The 18,720-nt window shown below is 68.0% G+C and carries 17 protein-coding genes and 1 riboswitch; of the genes, 13 read left to right on the top strand and 4 right to left on the bottom strand.

Going from position 1 to position 18,720, the window contains the following annotated elements:
* Nucleotides 1-102: 102 nt before the first annotated feature.
* On the bottom strand, nucleotides 103-1,524 hold the full coding sequence (locus ACFYO1_RS05445) for a short-chain fatty acyl-CoA regulator family protein (RefSeq protein WP_387227438.1): 1,422 nt from the start codon (nucleotides 1,522-1,524) through the stop codon (nucleotides 103-105).
* 126 nt (nucleotides 1,525-1,650) lie between these two features.
* On the bottom strand, nucleotides 1,651-1,824 hold the full coding sequence (locus ACFYO1_RS05450) for a DUF1737 domain-containing protein (RefSeq protein WP_387227440.1): 174 nt from the start codon (nucleotides 1,822-1,824) through the stop codon (nucleotides 1,651-1,653).
* Nucleotides 1,825-1,958: 134 nt separating this feature from the next.
* Between ACFYO1_RS05450 and ACFYO1_RS05455 the strand changes: the two genes are divergently transcribed.
* Nucleotides 1,959-2,336 carry a nuclear transport factor 2 family protein gene (locus ACFYO1_RS05455; protein WP_387227442.1) on the top strand — a complete coding sequence of 126 codons (378 nt, stop codon included), beginning with the start codon at nucleotides 1,959-1,961 and terminating at the stop codon, nucleotides 2,334-2,336.
* Between the two features lie 334 nt (nucleotides 2,337-2,670).
* Here ACFYO1_RS05455 and metE read toward each other — a convergent pair whose 3' ends face one another.
* Entirely contained in the window at nucleotides 2,671-4,938 is a 2,268-nt protein-coding gene (gene metE, locus ACFYO1_RS05460; RefSeq protein ID WP_387227444.1) for a 5-methyltetrahydropteroyltriglutamate--homocysteine S-methyltransferase, read from the bottom strand.
* A gap of 153 nt (nucleotides 4,939-5,091) precedes the next feature.
* A riboswitch (cobalamin riboswitch) is annotated at nucleotides 5,092-5,297 on the bottom strand.
* 257 nt (nucleotides 5,298-5,554) lie between these two features.
* Between metE and ACFYO1_RS05465 the strand changes: the two genes are divergently transcribed.
* The 4 genes from ACFYO1_RS05465 (at nucleotide 5,555) to coaD (ending at nucleotide 11,035) form a co-directional block, all read left to right on the top strand.
* On the top strand, nucleotides 5,555-6,427 hold the full coding sequence (locus ACFYO1_RS05465; RefSeq protein ID WP_387227446.1) for a glycosyltransferase: 873 nt from the start codon (nucleotides 5,555-5,557) through the stop codon (nucleotides 6,425-6,427).
* 115 nt (nucleotides 6,428-6,542) lie between these two features.
* A complete protein-coding gene (locus tag ACFYO1_RS05470; RefSeq protein WP_387227448.1) occupies nucleotides 6,543-9,941 on the top strand; it encodes a pyruvate carboxylase in 3,399 nt (1,132 codons plus the stop codon).
* Nucleotides 9,938-10,489 (top strand): 16S rRNA (guanine(966)-N(2))-methyltransferase RsmD, encoded by a 552-nt coding sequence (gene rsmD / locus ACFYO1_RS05475; protein ID WP_387227450.1) that lies wholly within the window; start codon nucleotides 9,938-9,940, stop codon nucleotides 10,487-10,489. Before ACFYO1_RS05470 ends, rsmD begins: the two co-directional genes overlap by 4 nt.
* A 60-nt stretch (nucleotides 10,490-10,549) precedes the next feature.
* Nucleotides 10,550-11,035 carry a pantetheine-phosphate adenylyltransferase gene (coaD, locus tag ACFYO1_RS05480; protein WP_387227452.1) on the top strand — a complete coding sequence of 162 codons (486 nt, stop codon included), beginning with the start codon at nucleotides 10,550-10,552 and terminating at the stop codon, nucleotides 11,033-11,035.
* A 70-nt stretch (nucleotides 11,036-11,105) separates the two neighbouring features.
* Here coaD and ACFYO1_RS05485 read toward each other — a convergent pair whose 3' ends face one another.
* Nucleotides 11,106-11,624, bottom strand: coding sequence for a GtrA family protein (locus ACFYO1_RS05485; RefSeq protein WP_378722425.1), 519 nt, complete (start codon nucleotides 11,622-11,624; stop codon nucleotides 11,106-11,108).
* A 392-nt stretch (nucleotides 11,625-12,016) separates the two neighbouring features.
* Between ACFYO1_RS05485 and ACFYO1_RS05490 the strand changes: the two genes are divergently transcribed.
* The 8 genes from ACFYO1_RS05490 (at nucleotide 12,017) to ACFYO1_RS05525 (ending at nucleotide 18,646) form a co-directional block, all read left to right on the top strand.
* Nucleotides 12,017-12,763 carry a DivIVA domain-containing protein gene (locus ACFYO1_RS05490; RefSeq protein ID WP_387227454.1) on the top strand — a complete coding sequence of 249 codons (747 nt, stop codon included), beginning with the start codon at nucleotides 12,017-12,019 and terminating at the stop codon, nucleotides 12,761-12,763.
* An 83-nt stretch (nucleotides 12,764-12,846) separates the two neighbouring features.
* Entirely contained in the window at nucleotides 12,847-13,515 is a 669-nt protein-coding gene (locus ACFYO1_RS05495) for a YceD family protein (RefSeq protein ID WP_387227456.1), read from the top strand.
* Between the two features lie 2 nt (nucleotides 13,516-13,517).
* Nucleotides 13,518-13,700, top strand: coding sequence for a 50S ribosomal protein L32 (rpmF, locus tag ACFYO1_RS05500; RefSeq protein ID WP_014987105.1), 183 nt, complete (start codon nucleotides 13,518-13,520; stop codon nucleotides 13,698-13,700).
* Between the two features lie 22 nt (nucleotides 13,701-13,722).
* Nucleotides 13,723-14,436 (top strand): ribonuclease III, encoded by a 714-nt coding sequence (gene rnc, locus ACFYO1_RS05505; RefSeq protein WP_387227458.1) that lies wholly within the window; start codon nucleotides 13,723-13,725, stop codon nucleotides 14,434-14,436.
* Between the two features lie 3 nt (nucleotides 14,437-14,439).
* Nucleotides 14,440-15,300 carry a bifunctional DNA-formamidopyrimidine glycosylase/DNA-(apurinic or apyrimidinic site) lyase gene (gene mutM, locus ACFYO1_RS05510; RefSeq protein ID WP_387227460.1) on the top strand — a complete coding sequence of 287 codons (861 nt, stop codon included), beginning with the start codon at nucleotides 14,440-14,442 and terminating at the stop codon, nucleotides 15,298-15,300.
* A gap of 64 nt (nucleotides 15,301-15,364) precedes the next feature.
* A complete protein-coding gene (locus ACFYO1_RS05515) occupies nucleotides 15,365-15,946 on the top strand; it encodes a dihydrofolate reductase family protein (RefSeq protein ID WP_387227462.1) in 582 nt (193 codons plus the stop codon).
* Nucleotides 15,947-15,951: 5 nt separating this feature from the next.
* A complete protein-coding gene (locus tag ACFYO1_RS05520; protein WP_387227464.1) occupies nucleotides 15,952-17,013 on the top strand; it encodes a PHP domain-containing protein in 1,062 nt (353 codons plus the stop codon).
* A gap of 106 nt (nucleotides 17,014-17,119) precedes the next feature.
* On the top strand, nucleotides 17,120-18,646 hold the full coding sequence (locus tag ACFYO1_RS05525) for a PstS family phosphate ABC transporter substrate-binding protein (protein WP_387227466.1): 1,527 nt from the start codon (nucleotides 17,120-17,122) through the stop codon (nucleotides 18,644-18,646).
* The last annotated feature ends 74 nt before the right edge of the window (nucleotides 18,647-18,720 follow it).

Consider the following 18,720-nt stretch of genomic DNA (forward strand, 5'->3'; position numbering starts at 1 on the left):
GAATACCGGCACCCGTGCTCGGTCTCGGCGAAGATATCCGTCGTCTGCCTCGAACCGCTTGCCGCGGAAGTGGAATGCGTGGCGGCCGGGTACCGCGGCGGATCAGTGCCCGACGCGCGGATAGGGCAGGTCGGTGCTGGTGTTCTCGGTTACGGCGAGCGGACTGCCGATGTGCGGAAACGCGCGTTGCGGACAGGACGTCCGCTCGCACACCTTGCACCCCGCGCCGATCTGCACCGCCGTCGCCGGATCGTCGAGCTGAAGTCCGGACGAATACACCAGCCGGTCCGCGTATTCGATATCGCAGCCCAGCCCGATCGCGAAGTTCTTTGTCGCGGTGCCGAATCCGTGCGGCGCGGACATCGCGGTGCGCGCGATCCACAGGTACCGCCGCCCGTCCGGCATCTCCGCGATCTGGGTCAGGATCCGGCCCGGATACGCGAATGCCTCGTGTACCACCCACAGCGGGCAGCTGCCGCCGACCCGGGAGAAGTGAAAGGCGGTGGCGGACTGCCGTTTCGAGATGTTGCCCGCGCGATCGGTGCGGACGAAGAAGAACGGCACCCCGCGCTGCCCCTGCCGCTGCAGGGTGCTCAGCCGGTGGCAGATGGTTTCGAAGCCCACCTCGAAGCGCAGCGCGAGCAGGTCGATGTCGTAGTGCAGTTCCTCGGCCGAGCGCAAGAACCGCCCGTACGGCAGCACCAGCGCGCCGGCGAAGTAGTTGGCCAGCCCGACCCGGGCCAGCGTGCGGGATTCGCCGGTGAGCGAGGGGGTTTCGGCGAGCACCCCGTCCAGCTCGGTCCCGTACAGCAGGAAGGCCAAGGTGGTGGCGATCTGAAAGGCGCGCTGCCCCGGTCGAAGTCGCCGGGCCAGGGTCAGCGTGCGGCTGTCCGGATCGTAGTGCCGTTTCGGGATGGATGGGTCCGCGCCGTCGCCGCGGACCAGCACGGTGACCCCGGCGCGTTCCTCGGCGACCCGGGCGAGCTGGCGATCCAGCGAGCCGATGGTCAGCCCGGACTGCTCGAACAGCTGCTCGGCGGCGAGATCCAGCTGCGGGATGTGATTGTGATGGTCGTAGAAGAAGTCCCGCACGTCCTCGTAGGGCATGGGCATGCCGGGGGCGCCGGTCGGCGCGGACACCCGGGCGGAGAGCAGATCGAGCTGGTCGGTGGCGGCGCGCAACCTGCGGTGCATCGCGACGACGATCCGGGCCACATCGGGCTGCCTGGTCGCCAGTTCTTCCACCTCGGTCAGCGGCGCGGTGTGCCCGCCCGCGGCGTCGATCAGCACCTCGTGCAGGTCGGACACGAGGCGGGCGTCGGAGTCGGCCGCGAAGAACTGCACGTCGAGATCGAAGGTGGAGTTGAGTTTCAGCAGCACCGGGATGGTGAGCGGGCGCTGATCGCGTTCCAGCTGGTTGAGATAGCTGGGCGACAGATCGAGCGACTTGGCCAGCGCCGCCTGGGTGAGTCTGCGTTCCTCGCGCAACCGCCGAAGGCGCGCGCCCGCATACATCTTCCGCACGGAAAGATCGTAGACCTGGACATTCGCAATCATCGCAATATCCGCACTTGTTTTGTCTGGAAATATGCTGCGGCAAGGTATTTTGCGCGAGACCCCGGCTGCGTAGCGTGCGAAGAGCGCCGGTCGCTACTCGCCGTCCCAGACCAGCGCCTGCGCCGCGATCACGTCGGTGCCGTTGAACGTGACCGCGGGGGAGCCGTGCAGGCGATAGCCCTGGTCGAGCAGGCCGCTGATCCGCTCGCAAAACGAGGCGTCGTCGACGCCGGTGATCAAGCGGTAGCGCAGGGGACGATCATTCATACCCCCAGCCTAAGCCGGTCGGCCGTGGGCGTTGACTGCCCAGGGGTTCCGAACCGAGCAATTGCTTGGTTCAATCGAGAGGGCGTTGCGCACAACGCGGTTCGCCCGCCCGGCAGCAGAAAGTGAGCCCGTCCATGCCGACTCCCGACGAACTCGTCCGCGATATGTGCCGCAGCTGGTCCGACCCGGACCCCGACCGCATCGCGTCCTTCTTCGCCGAAAACGCCGTCTACCACAACATTCCGATGGAACCGGTGGTCGGCCGCGCCGCCATCCGGGAGTTCCTCGCGGGCTTCCTGGCCACCTTCGAGGGCGTCGACTTCGACATCCATCACCAGATCACCTCCGGCAACCTGGTGATGAACGAACGCACCGACACGCTCCGCACCGCAGGCCGGGCCGTGCCGCTGCCGGTCACCGGCGTCTTCGAGGTGGCCGACGGCGCCATCGTCGCCTGGCGCGACTACTTCGACATGGGTGCCATCAACAGCGCGTTCGCCGCGGACAGCTGACCGGCGTCCGCCCGGAAGATTCGTGGCGACTGGTCGGAACCGAACCGCCGCGGCACGCGTCGAAGGTGGATAGGGGCGATTCATGGAGTGGGTTTCACTAGGTGCAAGGAGGGGTTGGGATGGATCGGTGTCCCGGGTGTCATACGGCGTGGCGACGAGGGATGAGCTCCAGGTCGCGGCAGCAACCGGTCGCGCGGGCCGCGCAGCCGTGTGAGCGGTACACCTCGCGCAGGCCACGGCAGAGTCTGCGACCGGAGCCCGAATCCGAGTGAGGAGCGGTTCAGCCCCCTTCGTCCGGCGAAGGGGGCTGAACGTCAGCGAACTGCCGGGGCGATCAGCGCACCGACGCCGCGGCGGTAACCATGTTGCGCAGGGACGCCTCCACCTCGGCCTGGCCGCGGGTCTTCAGGCCGCAGTCCGGATTGACCCACAGTCGTTCGGCGGGAACGGCTTTCAATGCCGCGCGCAACGAGGTGGTGATCTCCTCCACGCTGGGCACGCGCGGTGAGTGGATGTCGTAGACGCCCGGCCCCACGCCGAGATCGAAGCCCGCCGCGTTGAGGTCGTCGAGCACCTCCATGCGGGAACGCGCGGCCTCGATCGAGGTCACGTCGGCGTCCAGCCCGGCGATCGCGTCGATCACCTCGCCGAACTCCGAATAGCACAGGTGGGTGTGCACCTGGGTGGCATCCGAGACGCCGGATGTGGCGAGCCGGAACGACTGCACCGACCAGTCGAGGTAGGCCTGCTGATCGGCCTTGCGCAACGGGAGCAGCTCGCGCAGTGCCGGTTCGTCGACCTGGATGATCCGGATGCCCGCGGCCTGCAGGTCGACCGTCTCGTCCCGGATGGCCAGCGCGACCTGCCGCGCCGAGTCGCCGAGCGGCTGATCGTCGCGGACGAACGACCAGGCCAGGATGGTGACCGGCCCGGTGAGCATGCCCTTGACCGGCTTGTCGGTGAGCGACTGGGCGTAGCTGCTCCAGTCGACGGTCATCGGCGTCGGCCGCTTGACGTCGCCGAACAGGATCGGCGGCCGCACGCAGCGCGAACCGTAGGACTGCACCCAGCCCAGCTCGGTGGCGGCGAAGCCGTCGAGCTGTTCGGCGAAGTACTGCACCATGTCGTTGCGCTCGGGTTCGCCGTGCACCAGCACGTCCAGGCCCAGCTTCTCTTGCAGCGCAATCACATCGGCGACCTCGGCGCGCATCCGGCGGACGTACTCCGCCTCGTCGATCTCGCCCTTGGTGAACGCGGCCCTGGCCAACCGGATGGCCGAGGTCTGCGGGTAGGAGCCGATGGTGGTGGTCGGCAGCGGCGGCAGCTGGAGCCGCTCCTGCTGCAACACCCGGCGCTCGTCGGCGGGCGCGCGCCGGATCGCGTCCGGGCCGAGCGCCGCCAGCTTGGCCCGCACCTGCGCGTCGTTCAGCCGCGGGTCACTGTGCCGGGTCGCCAATGCCGCACGGGTGTCGGCCAATTCGGCGCCGATCGCGTCGGTGCCCTCGGCCAGAGCGGTGGCCAGCAGCCGGACCTCGGTCACCTTCTCGGTGCCGAACGCCAGCCACGAGCGCAGCCGTTCGTCCAACTTGGTCTCCGCGGCCAGCGTGTACGGCACGTGCAGCAGCGAGCACGAGGTCGAAACCGCCACCGACGCAGCCGAACCCAGCAGCGTGCCCAGGGTGGACAGCACGGCGTCGAGGTCCGCGCGCCAGACGTTGCGCCCGTCCACCACGCCCGCCACCAGCAGCTTGCTCGCCAGCGCGGGCACCGCGGCCACGTCGGAAACGGTTGTGCCCGCGGTGAAATCGAGCGCGATGCCCTCGATGTCGGTGCCCGCCAACGCGGTCAGCGCGGCGTCGGTGTGGCCGAAGTAGGTGGCCACCACGATCGCGGGGCGCTCGGACGCGGCGGACAACTCGGTGTAAGTGCTTCGCACCAGGGCGAGTTCGTCGTCGGTGAGATCGGTGACCAGCACCGGCTCATCGATCTGCACCCAGCCGATACCGGCCTCGGCCAGTTGCCGGAGCAGGTCGCGGTAGAGCGGAACCAGCTCGGCGAGCCGGTCCAGCGGCGCACCGCCGGTGGCCTTGGCCAGCTTCAGGAAGGTGATCGGGCCGATCACCACCGGACGAGCCGGCGCGCCGAGCGCCAGTGCCTCGCGCACCTCGCCGAGCAGCTTCTCCGGGTTCAGCGCGAACACGGTGTCCTGGTCGATCTCCGGGACCAGGTAGTGGTAGTTGGTGTCGAACCACTTGGTCATCTCCAGCGGTTCGACCGTCTCGTTGCCGCGCGCGGCGGCGAAGTACCGGTCCAGCGGATCGGCGATCCCGGCCACCCGCGGCGGCAGCGCGCCGAGCAGCAGGGCGGTGTCGAGCACCTGGTCGTAGTACGAGAAGGTGCCGACCGGGATCGAATCCAGGCCCGCGGCCAGTAATTCGGTGAGCTGGGCGTGGCGCAGGTCGCGCGCGACAGTATGGAGCTGCTCGGCGTCGATCTTGCCGGCCCAGTAGGCCTCGGTGGCCCGCTTGAGCTCACGCCGCGGTCCGACCCTAGGTAGCCCGAGAACCGTTGCGGTGAACGGTGTCTGATTTACAACAGTCACGTTGTCTCTCCAGTGCTGGTGTCGTAGGCCGTCGCCATACGGGCACACGCGGCTACCGGAGATATGTCAGGAGATTCCGCCAACAGAGCCCCGACACATCACGTACTGGTAGAACCGCGCGCCCAGATCCACGAGGCGGTGGCCGTCGGATACGGCGTACCCGACACGGCTGGCAGGTCTTCGGACTCACAGGCACCGGCCTCTCGGCCGACCTACTGGCCGTCGCTTCCCGGGCCTGAGGCCCAGTGCGTGTGACGGCGGTCGTTCCTGCTTACCGCTGCGGGACAGTCCCGGATTCCCACCGGGTTCCCTCTCGCCCGTCCACCCTTTCGAGGCGGACGAACTCGGCTCCGCGACACGACGACGGGGCTCCATCTCGTACGCGCGCGGTGAACCAGCTGCACTCACCAGCATAGGGGGAGCGAGGGTCGCGTGGTGCGGCCGGGCGGAGCGCCGGCGAAGGCCGACGGTCCGCCCACCGCGGTTTGGTCGTTTGTCCAAGTCTGTGAGGAAGCCCACGGAAGTGTGGTGTAGCCCGAATTTCCGAATTGTGTCTAAAGTTGTCACCCTTGGGGGAGGGCTCCAGCGTGGGGAATCGATAGCGGGAGTGCATGTGGTGACTGAACGGTCGGTATCGATCGTCATTCCAACGTACGTCGGGACGGCCGAGAGCCGTGATCTCCTGGATGTGCAACTAGACGCCTTGACGCGTCAAGATTATAGGGGGGAATTCGATGTTTTGATAGCCGACAACGGCTCGCCTGTCAATGTCAAGGCTCATATTGAAAGCCTCGCGGCGAGGGATCGGCTCGAGATCAGATATGTTGACGCGTCAGGCACCCCGGGTGCCGCATTTGCGCGGAATGTCGGAGCCGCGCATGCCACCGGTGAGACGTTGCTGTTCTGTGATCACGACGATCGTGTGCATCCGAATTGGATAAGCCGCATGCTCGCGTTCCTGGACGAGGGGTACGACCTCACATGTTCCGCGATCGAGGGCGATTCGCTCAACGCGGAGCACCCGCGGCGGGTCGCCAACATCCCGGCGCCCGACCAATTCCAGCCACCCGGTGTTTATGCACCTGTGATCGTCGGGACGAGCATGGCGTGCCGCGCCGAGGTCTATCGCAAGCTCGGCGGACAAGATGTCAGCTACGCGGCGAACGAGGATCTGGAATTCGGCTGGCGCGCGCACCGGGAGGGGTACCGGCTCGGTTATCTCGCCGAGGCGCTCGTCGCCTATCGGTATCGTCAAGGTTTCCGGCCCGGCTACCGGCAGGGGCGTAGCAGAGGAATCGGTCTGGCGCGGCTGAATGCCGAATTCCCCGGAAATGGTTTACCCGAGATTCATCTTCCGGAAGTTATGTTACGGATGATTCGGCTCCCTTTTACCCGTGGATTGGTTCCCGAGGAGCGCGGATTGATGATCGGACTGGCGGTGGGTCAGTTCCGCGGCGGGCTGCGGCACCACACGATGCACTGGCTCTGAGGATGTGACGGCCGGATGAACGGATCTTCGCAACGCTGCTAGACCTCGTTGTGAAGATGCTTGCGAAGGCCCCTTCCGTGCCTGTGCGGGGGCTCGGTCCGGGTACCTTAGGCCAATGTTCACGAAAGTCTTGGTAGCCAACCGCGGCGAGATCGCCATCAGGGCCTTCCGCGCGGCCTACGAACTCGGCGCGGGGACGGTGGCCGTGTTCCCGTACGAGGACCGCAACTCGGTCCATCGGACGAAGGCGGCCGAGTCTTACCAGATCGGCGAGCAGGGGCACCCGGTCCGGGCGTACCTGTCGATCGACGCGATCATCGACGCGGCCAAGTCGGCGGGCGCCGACGCCGTCTACCCGGGATATGGCTTCCTGTCCGAGAATCCGGATCTGGCGGCGGCCTGCGCCCGCGAGGGGATCACTTTCATCGGCCCGTCCGCCGAGGTGCTCGAGCTCGCCGGAAACAAGGCCAGGGCGATCGCGGCGGCCAAGGCGGCCGGGCTGCCGGTGCTGCGCTCCAGCGCACCGTCCGCCGACGTGGACGAGCTGCTCGCCGCGTCGCACGAGCTGGACTACCCGATCTTCGTCAAGGCGGTGGCCGGCGGCGGCGGGCGCGGCATGCGCCGGGTCGCCGACGCCGATCACCTGCGCGAATCCATCGAGGCCGCGTCGCGCGAGGCCGAGTCGGCGTTCGGCGATCCGACCGTCTTCCTCGAGCAGGCCGTGGTGAACCCGCGCCACATCGAGGTGCAGATCCTGGCCGATCAGCACGGCAACGTGATGCACCTGTTCGAGCGCGACTGCTCGGTGCAGCGGCGCCACCAGAAGGTGATCGAGCTCGCGCCCGCGCCGAACCTGGATCCCGCACTGCGCGAACGCATCTGCAACGACGCCGTGGCCTTCGCCAAGGAGATCGGCTACAGCTGCGCGGGCACCGTCGAGTTCCTGCTCGACGAGCGCGGCAACCACGTCTTCATCGAGATGAACCCGCGCATCCAGGTCGAGCACACGGTGACCGAGGAGATCACCGATGTCGACCTGGTGCAGTCGCAGCTGCGCATCGCGGCGGGGGAGACCCTCGAACAGCTCGGGCTCAGCCAGGACACGGTCAGCATCCGCGGCGCCGCGATGCAGTGCCGGATCACCACCGAGGACCCGAACAACGGATTCCGCCCGGACACCGGCCGGATCACCGCCTACCGCACGCCGGGCGGCGCGGGCATCCGCCTGGATGGCGGGGCCAACCTCGGCGCGGAGATCGGCGCCTACTTCGACTCGATGCTGGTGAAGCTCACCTGCCGCGGGCGCGACTTCCCCGCCGCGGTGTCGCGGGCCCAGCGGGCGCTGGCCGAGTTCCGAATTCGCGGTGTTACCACCAACATTCCGTTCCTGCTCGCGGTGCTCGACGATCCGGACTTCCGGGCCGGACGGGTGACCACCTCGTTCATCGACGAGCGACCCGAGCTGCTCAACCAGCGTGGTTCGGCCGACCGCGGGACCAAGATCCTGACGTATCTGGCCGATGTCACCGTCAACAAGCCGCATGGGGAGCGGCCGACGACGGTGTATCCGCATGACAAGCTGCCCGCCATCGACCTGTCGGTGCCGCCACCGGACGGGTCGCGGCAGCGGCTGTTGCAGCTCGGGCCGGACGGCTTCGCGCAGGCGTTGCGGGCGCAGAAGGCTGTTGGGGTCACCGACACCACGTTCCGGGACGCGCATCAGTCGTTGCTGGCGACCCGGGTGCGGACCAATGGTCTGCTCGGTGTCGCCGGGCACGTCGCCCGGCTGACGCCGGAGTTGCTGTCGATCGAGGCGTGGGGCGGCGCGACTTACGATGTGGCGCTGCGGTTCCTGTACGAGGACCCGTGGGAGCGGCTGGCCGCGCTGCGCGAGGCCGTGCCGAACATCTGTCTGCAGATGCTGCTGCGCGGCCGGAACACGGTGGGGTACACGCCTTATCCGGAGCAGGTGACGCGGGCGTTCGTGTCCGAGGCGACCGCGACCGGGATCGACATCTTCCGGATCTTCGACGCGCTCAACAACGTCGACCAGATGCGTCCGGCGATCGACGCGGTCCGCGAAACCGGCACCGCCATAGCCGAAGTCGCGATGAGCTACACCGGCGACCTGGCCAACCCGGATGAAACCCTTTACACCCTGGACTATTACCTCAAGCTGGCCGAGCAGATGGTCGACGCCGGCGCGCATATCCTCGCCATCAAGGACATGGCCGGGCTGCTGCGTGCTCCGGCCGCCGCGAAGCTGGTGACCGCGCTGCGCGCCAACTTCGACCTGCCGGTCCATGTGCACACCCACGACACCCCCGGCGGACAGCTCGCCACCTACCTCGCCGCCTGGCAGGCCGGTGCCGACGCGGTCGACGGCGCCAGCGCCGCGATGGCCGGAACCACCAGCCAGCCCGCGCTTTCCGCGATCGTCGCCGCGGCCGCGCACAGTGACTACGACACCGGCCTGAATCTGCAGAACGTGTGCGACCTCGAGCCGTACTGGGAAGCCCTGCGCAAGGTCTACAAGCCTTTCGAATCCGGACTGCCCGCACCGACCGGCCGCGTCTACACCCACGAGATCCCCGGCGGTCAGTTATCGAACCTGCGCCAGCAGGCCATCGCCCTCGGCCTGGGTGACCGGTTCGAAGAAGTCGAAGCCAAATACGCTGCCGCGGACCGTCTTCTGGGGCGCCTGATCAAGGTCACCCCGTCGTCGAAGGTCGTCGGTGATCTCGCCCTCGCCCTGGTCGGTACCGGTGTCGACATCGAGGACTTCGCCGCCGATCCGGGCCGCTACGACATCCCGGACTCGGTAATCGGTTTCCTGCGTGGGGAACTCGGCACTCCGGCGGGTGGCTGGCCCGAACCGTTCCGCAGCCGGGCGTTGGCCGGGCGCGGCACGGCGAAGCCGGAGACTCCGCTCACCGCGGCGGATGAGGCCGGCCTGGCGGGTACCTCGGCGGAGCGTCGCGCGACCCTGAACCGTCTGCTGTTCCCCGCGCCGACCGCCGAATTCAACGCGCACCGGGAGAAGTACGGCGACACCATGGGGCTGTCGGCGAACCAGTTCTTCTACGGTCTGCGCCACGGCGAGGAACATCGCGTCCAACTGGAGAAGGGCGTAACCCTGCTCATCGGTCTCGAAGCCATCTCCGAGCCCGACGAGCGCGGCATGCGCACCGTCATGTGCATCCTCAACGGCCAATTGCGCCCGGTGGCCGTGCGGGACCGCTCCATCGCCAGCGAAGTCCCCGCGGCCGAGAAGGCGGACAAGGGCAATGCCGGCCACATCGCCGCTCCGTTCGCGGGCGTCGTGACCCTGGCTGTCGCCGAAGGCGATTCGATCGCGGCCGGCGACACCGTCGGCACCATCGAGGCGATGAAGATGGAGGCCGCCATCACCGCGCCGCGGGCGGGCACCGTCGGCCGGGTCGCGATCGGCCGGGTACAGCAGGTCGAGGGCGGCGACCTGCTGATCGAGCTGGCCGTGCGCGAGTCCGAATGACCCGGATCGTCGCCGGAACGGCGGGCGGGCGGCGGCTGCGCGTGCCGCCCGCCGGCACCCGTCCGACCTCGGACCGGGTGCGCGAGGCCGTGTTCAGCGCCCTCGACGCGCGGATCGACTTCGACGGCATCCGGGTGCTCGACCTGTACGCGGGCTCGGGTGCGCTCGGGTTGGAGGCGCTGTCCCGCGGGGCCGGGCACGCGCTGCTGGTCGAGGCCGATCGCAAGGCGGCCGAGGTCGTGCGCGGCAATATCGCCGATGTCGGGCTGCCCGGCGCGGAACTGCGCGTCGCGACCGTGGCGAGCGTGCTCGCGCTGGGCGGTGCGGGCGAGTTCGATCTGGTGCTGTCCGACCCGCCGTACGCGGTCGAGATCGACGCGGTCCTCGCCGACCTGCGGGCGCTGGCCGACGGCTGGTTGTGCCCCGGCGCCCTGGTCGTGGTCGAGCGGGCCCGCCGATCGCCGGAAATCGAATGGCCGGCGGGCTATTCGGCGATGAAGCCGCGCAAGTACGGCGAAACCCGCATCGAGATGGCGACTTTCGATTAGCGGTGTGCGCTCGAGCACCCTCGGTGCCGCCCCGGCGGTCCCGCAGGATAGCGTCTGACCATGGCAGGAGCATTGTGCCCCGGGTCCTTCGACCCCGTGACCAACGGTCACATCGACGTCTTCACCCGGGTCGCGGCCCAGTTCGACGAGGTCGTTGTCACCGTCAACATCAACAAGAACAAGCAGGGCATGTTCAGCGTCGACGAGCGCATCGAGATGCTGCGTGAGGCGACCGCCCACCTGCCCAACATCCGGGTGGAGTCGTGGTACGGCCTGACCGTCGACTTCGCCAGGGAACAGGGCATCACGGCCATCGTGAAGGGTCTGCGCGACGCGACCGACTTCGGTTACGAGATCCAGATGGCCCAGATGAACAAGAAGCTCTCCGGCGTCGACACCTTCTTCATCGCCACCAACCCGGCCCTCAGCTTCCTGTCCAGTTCACTGGTCAAGGAGGTGGCGGCCTTCGGCGGCGACGTCACCGACATGCTTCCGCCGTCGGTGCACAAGCGCCTGCTCGCCCGGCTCGCGGAACGTAAGAGCTGACCCTGGACGCAAATCAGCCCCGGTCCCGAAATCGTTGGGACCGGGGCTGATTCCCCTCACTCGACGAGGCCTAGAAGACCAGGCCACGCAGGGCCAGGAAGCGCATGCCGCCGACGGCCGCGGTGATGCCGAGGATGGCGGTGGCTTCGGCCGGGCCGCCGATGGTCGGCGCCCAGACGTCCAGCGCGGCCAGGCCCGCGGTGGTGATGGCGAGGCCGACCAGGGCCAGGCCGCCGCCTTCCCACTGTGCGGTGAACCAGCCGACGCGGCCGCTCGCGTGGAAGGTGAGCTGACGGTGCAGCTCGTTGGCGATCACCGTGCTGACGATCGAGCCGACCACGTTGGCCAGCAGCGGGCCGATGCCGTGCATCGCGAAGAACAGCAGCACGTAGGCGATATTGCTGGAGCCGCCGACCAGCGCGAAGCGGATCAGCTGGGCGAAGGCGCGGTCGCCGCGCAGGTAGGTCATCAGCTGCTCGAACCGGGCCGACACCGGCGGCGCCGTCAGCACCGGATATGGGCCTACCCACGGCATGAAGTAGCTGGTGGTGCTAACTCCCGCCGATCTCTGTAGATCCAGAACAGTCATGGTCTTTCCGATCGAACATGAGCCTTCGTTGGGGACAACAGCGACGGTGATCGCTTCCTTCCCGCCGACTCTTGACAGGTTCCGCTCGTGCAGTGTGTTCAGTATTTGCTGAACATTCGGAACCTGTCAACACTCGGCGGATTGGTTGAGCCCTTCCCTCCGGCTTCCTCAATCCCGCGGTCCCGGTGGGGGCCGCGCTCGGGATGAAGACCTTGTCGATCTTCGTATCGACGATAACACGAAGCGGAGACAGATCCTCCACTTGATTTGTGTGGCGTACGAGACACTGCGACGACACACCGGAGGGTGACTCGGCACAGACCGTGATGAGGGGCACACTGGGGCTCGGCGGACAGTTCGCCACAGAGTCGTAGGAGAGTGGGGTAGTCAGCATGTATCGCGTATTCGAAGCCCTCGACGAGCTGGTCGCCATCGTCGAGGAGGCGCGTGGCATCCCGCCGACCCGCAGCTGCATCGTGCCGCGCGGCGACGTGCTCGAGCTGCTCGATGACGTGCGCGACGCACTCCCGGGCGAGCTCGACGATGCCCAGGACGTGCTCGACATCCGGGACAAGATCGTCTCGGACGCCCGTTCCGCCGCCGATGCCACGGTGACCGGCGCCAACGAGCAGGCCAGTCATACGATCGGCGCGGCCCGCGAAGAAGCCGACCGCATCCTCGCCGACGCGAAGGCGCACGCCGACCGGATGGTCGCCGAGGCGAGCGCGCACGCCGACCATCTGGTCAGCACCGCGCAGGCCGAGGCCGACCGGATCGTCGCCGACGGCAACGCCGAGTTCGAGGCGGTCACCGGCCGGGCCCGGCTGGAATCCGAGCGAATGATCGAGGCGGGCAAGGCTTCCTACGAGCGTTCCGTCGCAGACGGCGAGGCCGAGCGCGATCGCCTGGTCGCGCAGACCGAGGTGGTGCGCGCCGCGCACGCCGAATCCGCGCGGGTGATCGACGGCGCGCACGCCGAGGCCGACCGGATGCGCGAGGAATGCGACGTCTACGTCGACTCCAAGCTCGCCGACTTCGAGGAGACCCTGAGCAACACCCTGCGCACCGTCGGCCGCGGCCGGCACCAGCTTCGCTCCGGCGCGGGCGCCATCGACTACGCGGCCGACTACCGGCGCTGACGCCGCGCCGCATTTGGGTCGAGTGGGGCGCTCGCGTATCGTGGTGTGGTTGCCCAATCCCTCGATAGTGAAGTGAGTTCGTGATGTCCGCCGGTTCCAGTTCTGCCCCGCGTAAAGGCTCGGTCGTGCGCCGGGAACCCGACGCGGCCTTCGTGCTGGACGTCCGCAGCCTGGGCCGCAGGCCCGGGACGATGCGTGAGTTCCAGCGCACCATCACCACTGTCGAGCGGATCGGGCTCGATCTCGTCGCGGTGCCGGTGGGTGCCGAACTTGAGCTCGACCTGCAACTCCAGGCGGTATCCGAAGGGGTGCTGGTCACCGGCACGGCCAGCGCGCCGCTGGAGGGCGAGTGCTCGCGCTGCCTGGAGCCGTTCACCGACACGGTCAGCGTGTACCTCACCGAGCTGTTCGCCTATCCGGACAGCACGACCGAGCAGACCACCGATGACGACGACTCCTACCGCATGGTCGACGACACGATCGACCTCGAACCGGTGACCATCGACGCGGTCGGCATCGAGCTCCCGCTGCAGCCGCTGTGCACGCCCGACTGCGCCGGACTGTGCGCCGAATGCGGCGTCCGGATGGCGATTGCGGGATCCGAGCACTCGCATGAGATACTTGACCCTCGCTGGGCCGGGCTGGCGAAATTCGCCACTGCATCGCCCGGCAACGGCAGCCCCGACCAGGGTGCGGCCACAGCAGCAGACCAGTCAGCCGAAATGGCAAGCAATAGGACAGAGGAGAAGTAGTCGTGGCCGTTCCCAAGCGCCGGATGTCCCGTTCCAACACCAGGTCGCGGCGCAGCCAGTGGAAGGCCACCGCGCCGACCCTGATCACCTGCCCGAACCGTGCCTGCGGCGAGAAGACCCTGCCGCACATCGCGTGCCCCTCCTGCGGCACGTACAAGGGCCGTCAGGTCACCGCAGCTGTCTGACAGTTCAACCTGTCGTATCGACGTGATTGACGAACCCGACTCGTCCAGTGGACACGCGAGCCTGCTCGCGGCGCTCGGCGTCGAGGTGCGGCCGGAGTTGCTGCGCCTGGCGCTGACGCACCGGTCGTACGCGTATGAGAACGGCGGCCTGCCGACCAACGAGCGCCTGGAATTCCTGGGCGACTCCGTCCTCGGCCTGAGCATCACCGAGCGGCTTTACCACGAGCATCCGGACAAGTCCGAGGGCGAACTGGCGAAGCTGCGGGCGAGCGTGGTGAACATGCACGCGCTCGCCGAGGTGGCGCGTCAGCTCGGCGAAGGCGGCCTCGGCGTGCACCTGCTGCTCGGCAAGGGCGAAGAGCTCACCGGCGGCCGGGACAAGCCGAGCATCCTCGCCGACGGCATGGAGTCGCTGCTCGGTGCGGTGCACCTGGAGCACGGCATCGACGTCGCGCGTGAGGTGGTGCTGCGGCTGTTCGCCGACCTGCTCGAGCGCGGTCCCCGGATGGGGGCTGGCCTCGACTGGAAGACCAGCCTGCAGGAGCTCACCGCCGAACGCGGCCTCGGCGTGCCCAGCTACGAGATCACCTCGACGGGCCCCGATCACGACAAGGAATTCACCGCGACCACCGTGGTCGGCGGCCGGGCCTACGGCCAGGGCGTCGGTCGTTCCAAGAAGGAAGCCGAGCAGAAGGCCGCGGGCACCGCTTACCAGGCGCTGACCGCGGAATCCTGAATCGTGCCAGAGCTTCCCGAGGTAGAGGTGGTGCGGCGCGGCGTCGCCGAACACGTGGTCGGACGCGTCATCGAATCGGTCGCGATCAGCCATCCCCGTGCGGTGCGCAACCACCTGGAGGGCGCCGCCGATCTCGCCGCCCGGCTGACCGGCCTGAAGGTCGAGTCCGCCGAGCGGCGCGGCAAATTCCTGTGGCTCACCTTCGACGAGCCGGACACCGCACTCGTCGTGCATCTCGGCATGAGCGGGCAGATGCTGGTCCAGGCCGCCGACGCACCGGTGGAGAAGCACGCGCACATCCGCGCGAGCCTCAACGACGGTACCCAGCTGCGCTTCGTCGACCAGCGCACATTCGGGGGCTGGGCGCTCGCGCCACTGGTCGAGGTGGACGGCACCCTGGTGCCCGAGCCGGTCGCGCACATCGCTCGCGACCCGCTGGATCCGCGCTTCGACGCCGAATCCGTGGTGGCCAGGATGCGGGCCAAGCAGGTCGACATCAAGCGCCTGCTGCTCGATCAGAACGTCATCTCCGGCATCGGCAACATCTACGCCGACGAATCCCTGTGGCGGGCAAAGCTGCACAGCCTGCGCATCGCCTCCGGGCTGTCCCGGCCCGCCCTGCGCGGCCTGATCGCCGACGCGGGTGCGGTCATGGCCGAGGCGCTCGCGGCCGGCGGCACCTCGTTCGACGCGCTGTACGTGAACGTCAACGGCCAGTCCGGCTACTTCGAACGCTCGCTCGCCGTCTACGGCCGCGAAGACGAGCCGTGCCGTCGCTGCGGTGCGCCGATTCGGCGGGAAAAGTTCATGAATCGTTCCTCGTATTCTTGCCCGCGGTGCCAACCGAAGCCTCGCCTCCGTTAGCGAGGGCAAGCTACCTTTCTTGTAGGCGGTTCGGGAAGTCGGTCCGGCCGTGGAGGAAGGACACATGCGCAAGCTCACGTATTACGTAGCGTCGACCATCGACGGATACATCGCCACCGAAGAGGGATCGGTCGACTTTTTCCCGGTCGGCGGCGACCACGGGCCTGCGATCACCGCGCAATACCCCGAGACCCTGCCGACCAAGGTGCGGGAATCGATGGGTATCGACAAGCGCAATCGCTACTTCGACACCGTGCTGATGGGACGCAAGACGCACGACTTCGGCGTGCGCACCGGCACCTCCAGCCCGTACGCGCACCTGAAGCAGTACGTGGTCTCCACCACGCTGCCGGAGAACCCCGATCCCGATGTCGAGCTGATCGCGTCCGATCCGCTGGGGAAGGTGCGAGAACTCAAGCGGGACAACGGCCTCGGGATCTGGCTGTGTGGCGGCGGCGAACTGGCGCAGGAATTGCTGCCGGAGATCGATCAGATCTTCCTCAAGCTGTACCCGGTGCTGCTCGGCCGGGGTAAGTCGCTGTTCGGTTCCGGGCCGCGGCTGCCCGACGCGGCCAAGTTCCGGGTGATCACCAGCCGGGTGTTCGAGGACGGAGTGGCCTTCATGAAGTACAGCAGGATGCGATAACCGCTGTGGCGGACGACGATTCGATCGCCGCGGACCCGGCCGCCACGCCGGGTCCGGTGGAGGTGCTGCGCGAGATCGGCTTCTGGCTGGAACGCTCGCGGGCGGAAACGTATCGGGTCAAGGCGTACCGCCGCGCGGCCGACATCGTAGCCGAGCTGTCCGACGAGGAGCGCGCGGCGCACCGCACCGCACGCAGCTGGCGCGAGATCGCCGGGATCGGGCCGAAGACCGCCGCGGTCATCGAAGAGTCCTACTCCGGCACGGTGCCGCAGCAGTTGCTCGACCTGCGCAAGGCGGCCCAGCCGATCGGTGTGCCGGGCAAACCGCTGCGCGCTCGGCTGCGCGGCGACCTGCACACGCACTCGGACTGGTCCGACGGCGGCAGCCCGATCGCCGAAATGATGGGTGTCGCGGCCGCGCTCGGTCACGAATACTGCGCGCTGACCGATCATTCGCCGCGCCTGACCGTCGCCAACGGGCTGTCCGCCGGCCGGCTGCGCAAACAACTCGACGTGATCGCCGAACTCAACGACCGCTTGGCGCCGTTCCGCATTCTCACCGGCATCGAGGTGGACATCCTCGACGACGGCACCCTCGATCAGCAGGCCGACCTGCTCGCCGAACTCGACATCGTGGTGGCGAGTGTGCACTCGCACCTGCGCGCGGACAGCGCGACGATGACCAAACGCATGGTCTACGCGGTGGCCAACCCCAACGTCGACGTGCTCGGCCACTGCACCGGCCGCCTCGTCGAGGGCGGGCGCGGCACCCGCCCGGAGTCCACCTTCGACGCGGAGCTGGTCTTCGAGGCGTGCCGGGCCTATGGCACCGCCGTCGAGATCAACAGCAGGCCGGAACGCCGCGACCCGCCGTCGCGGCTCATCCAACTGGCGGTCGAGATGGACTGCTACTTCGCGGTGGACACCGACGCCCATGCTCCCGGCCAATTGGACTGGCAGGGTTATGGTTGCGAACGTGCCCTCGCCAATGGTGTTGCGGCCGAACGGGTGATCAACACCTGGCCGCTGGCCGACCTGCTGGCCTGGACGGAGTCGGCCGGCGCGTGATGGCCGCCGGGTTAACGGTTGCCGAATAGTCCGGCTGTTTCGGCGATTTTCGCCGCTCCCGGCCGAAAATGGTTGCCAGACAGAATGTGTGGGGGTGGACTGACCGTTGGGCGACTTTCCGGTCGAGATCGTGCTGGCGCTCATCGGTATCGCGGTGCCGATCGGCGCGTTCCTGTACGAGTTCGTCTTCGTCGGGCGTAAGCGCCTCGGCTACCGCGTGCAGATGGACACGCCCGTCACCGGCGAGGTGGAGTCGGTGTTCCCCGGCGTGCTGCCGCAGCTGCGTCCCGCGCGCGACGGCGCGAGTCCGGACCTGAAGGATCTGTCGGTGGTCCTGGTCCGCATCGAGAACAGTGGTGCGACCACCATCGACACGAGCGACTACCGGGCGCCCGATCCGGCCCGGGTCGGCCTGCATCTGCGGTTCCCACAGCGCCTGGTGATCGGCATGGCGGTGACCGAGCTCAGCGACCCCGGCCTGGCCGACAGCCTGGACGGCGATTCCGGCATCGCGGTGCGTGAGGACATGGCCGGGCACATCGGCGTGATCGATCTGCCCAAGGTGCCGCTGAATCGCGGTGAGCACTACAAGATCCTGGCCATCCTGCAACGCGCCGAGGGCGCGGGGGAGTACCCGGTTCCGGTGCTGACCGGCGGCATCAAGGGTGGGCGCATCCTCGAAACCCGAAGCCGCACCGGCGTTCCCCGGATGATGGTGGGGCTGACCATCTTTCTGGTGCTGGTGATCGCGGTTCAGCTCATCGTCGCCGCGGTCGAACCCGATCCGACGCCGCTGGAGTGTGCCGCGGGCAAGCTCACCGTGATCGGCTCGTCGGCGTTCGCGCCGGTCGTGCGGCAGGCCGCCGATCAATACGGAAAGCGTTGTACCGGGGCTGAATTCGCGTTCGGTTTCGAGGGCACCGAACGCGGGCTGGACCGGCTGGTCGAAGCGGGCAAGGACGATTCGAGCATGCTGGCCATCAGCGACGGACCCAAGGGCAGCGGGTATCCCGCGCTGGTGCCTCGACCGCTGGCGTTGTCGCTGTTCAGCGTGATCGTCAACCAGGGCGTCGGCGTGCGGAACCTCACCGACGCGCAGATCCGCGATCTGTATCAGGGCCGGATCGGCAATTGGCGCGAGGTCGGCGGACCCGATCTGCCGGTGGTGCTGGTGAATCGGATCCCGGGTTCGGGCACCCGGAATACGTTCGAGCGCAGGCTGCTCGGCGCGGGGCAACCGGATCGGCCGCACGTGAGCTGCACCGCGATCAAGGGCACGGTGATCTCCGCCGCGACGCACTGCGACGTGCAGGTGACCAAGGACATGCACAAGGCGGTCGGCGAAATCCCCGGCGCCATCGGCTATTCGGAGTCCTCCGAAGCGCTCGCGGCAGGTCTGCCGACGGTCACGATCGGCGGGGTCGCCGCGGGGCGGGACGCGGCGATCGGCCGTACATACCCGTTCTGGGGTGTCGAATACGCCTACAGCTACGGCGAATTGCCGGGCGACTCGCTGGCCGCCGCGTTCCTGCACTTCCTGGTCGACCAGGCGGGCAAGGACGTGCTGCGCGCGCACGGCAACGCGCCGTGCGCCGATCTGCCCGATCCGGGGCGGTGCCTGCCGGATTCCTGAGCCCGCGTCACACATCCGGTGGCTGTCTCGTCTAGGTGATGTAGGAAACGCCGAGGAAAGGACGACAACGTGTC

The organism is Nocardia sp. NPDC006044 (genome assembly GCF_042871115.1).
Taxonomy (GTDB): domain Bacteria; phylum Actinomycetota; class Actinomycetes; order Mycobacteriales; family Mycobacteriaceae; genus Nocardia.

What these genes read in the sequence shown, in the direction of transcription:
- ACFYO1_RS05450 (WP_387227440.1), bottom strand. Translation starts at nt 1,824, where the DNA reads ATGAATGATCGTCCCCTGCGCTACCGCTTGATCACCGGCGTCGACGAC.
- ACFYO1_RS05455 (WP_387227442.1), top strand. Translation starts at nt 1,959, where the DNA reads ATGCCGACTCCCGACGAACTCGTCCGCGATATGTGCCGCAGCTGGTCC.
- ACFYO1_RS05470 (WP_387227448.1), top strand. Translation starts at nt 6,543, where the DNA reads ATGTTCACGAAAGTCTTGGTAGCCAACCGCGGCGAGATCGCCATCAGG.
- rsmD (WP_387227450.1), top strand. Translation starts at nt 9,938, where the DNA reads ATGACCCGGATCGTCGCCGGAACGGCGGGCGGGCGGCGGCTGCGCGTG.
- coaD (WP_387227452.1), top strand. Translation starts at nt 10,550, where the DNA reads ATGGCAGGAGCATTGTGCCCCGGGTCCTTCGACCCCGTGACCAACGGT.
- ACFYO1_RS05485 (WP_378722425.1), bottom strand. Translation starts at nt 11,624, where the DNA reads ATGACTGTTCTGGATCTACAGAGATCGGCGGGAGTTAGCACCACCAGC.
- ACFYO1_RS05490 (WP_387227454.1), top strand. Translation starts at nt 12,017, where the DNA reads ATGTATCGCGTATTCGAAGCCCTCGACGAGCTGGTCGCCATCGTCGAG.
- ACFYO1_RS05495 (WP_387227456.1), top strand. Translation starts at nt 12,847, where the DNA reads ATGTCCGCCGGTTCCAGTTCTGCCCCGCGTAAAGGCTCGGTCGTGCGC.
- ACFYO1_RS05515 (WP_387227462.1), top strand. Translation starts at nt 15,365, where the DNA reads ATGCGCAAGCTCACGTATTACGTAGCGTCGACCATCGACGGATACATC.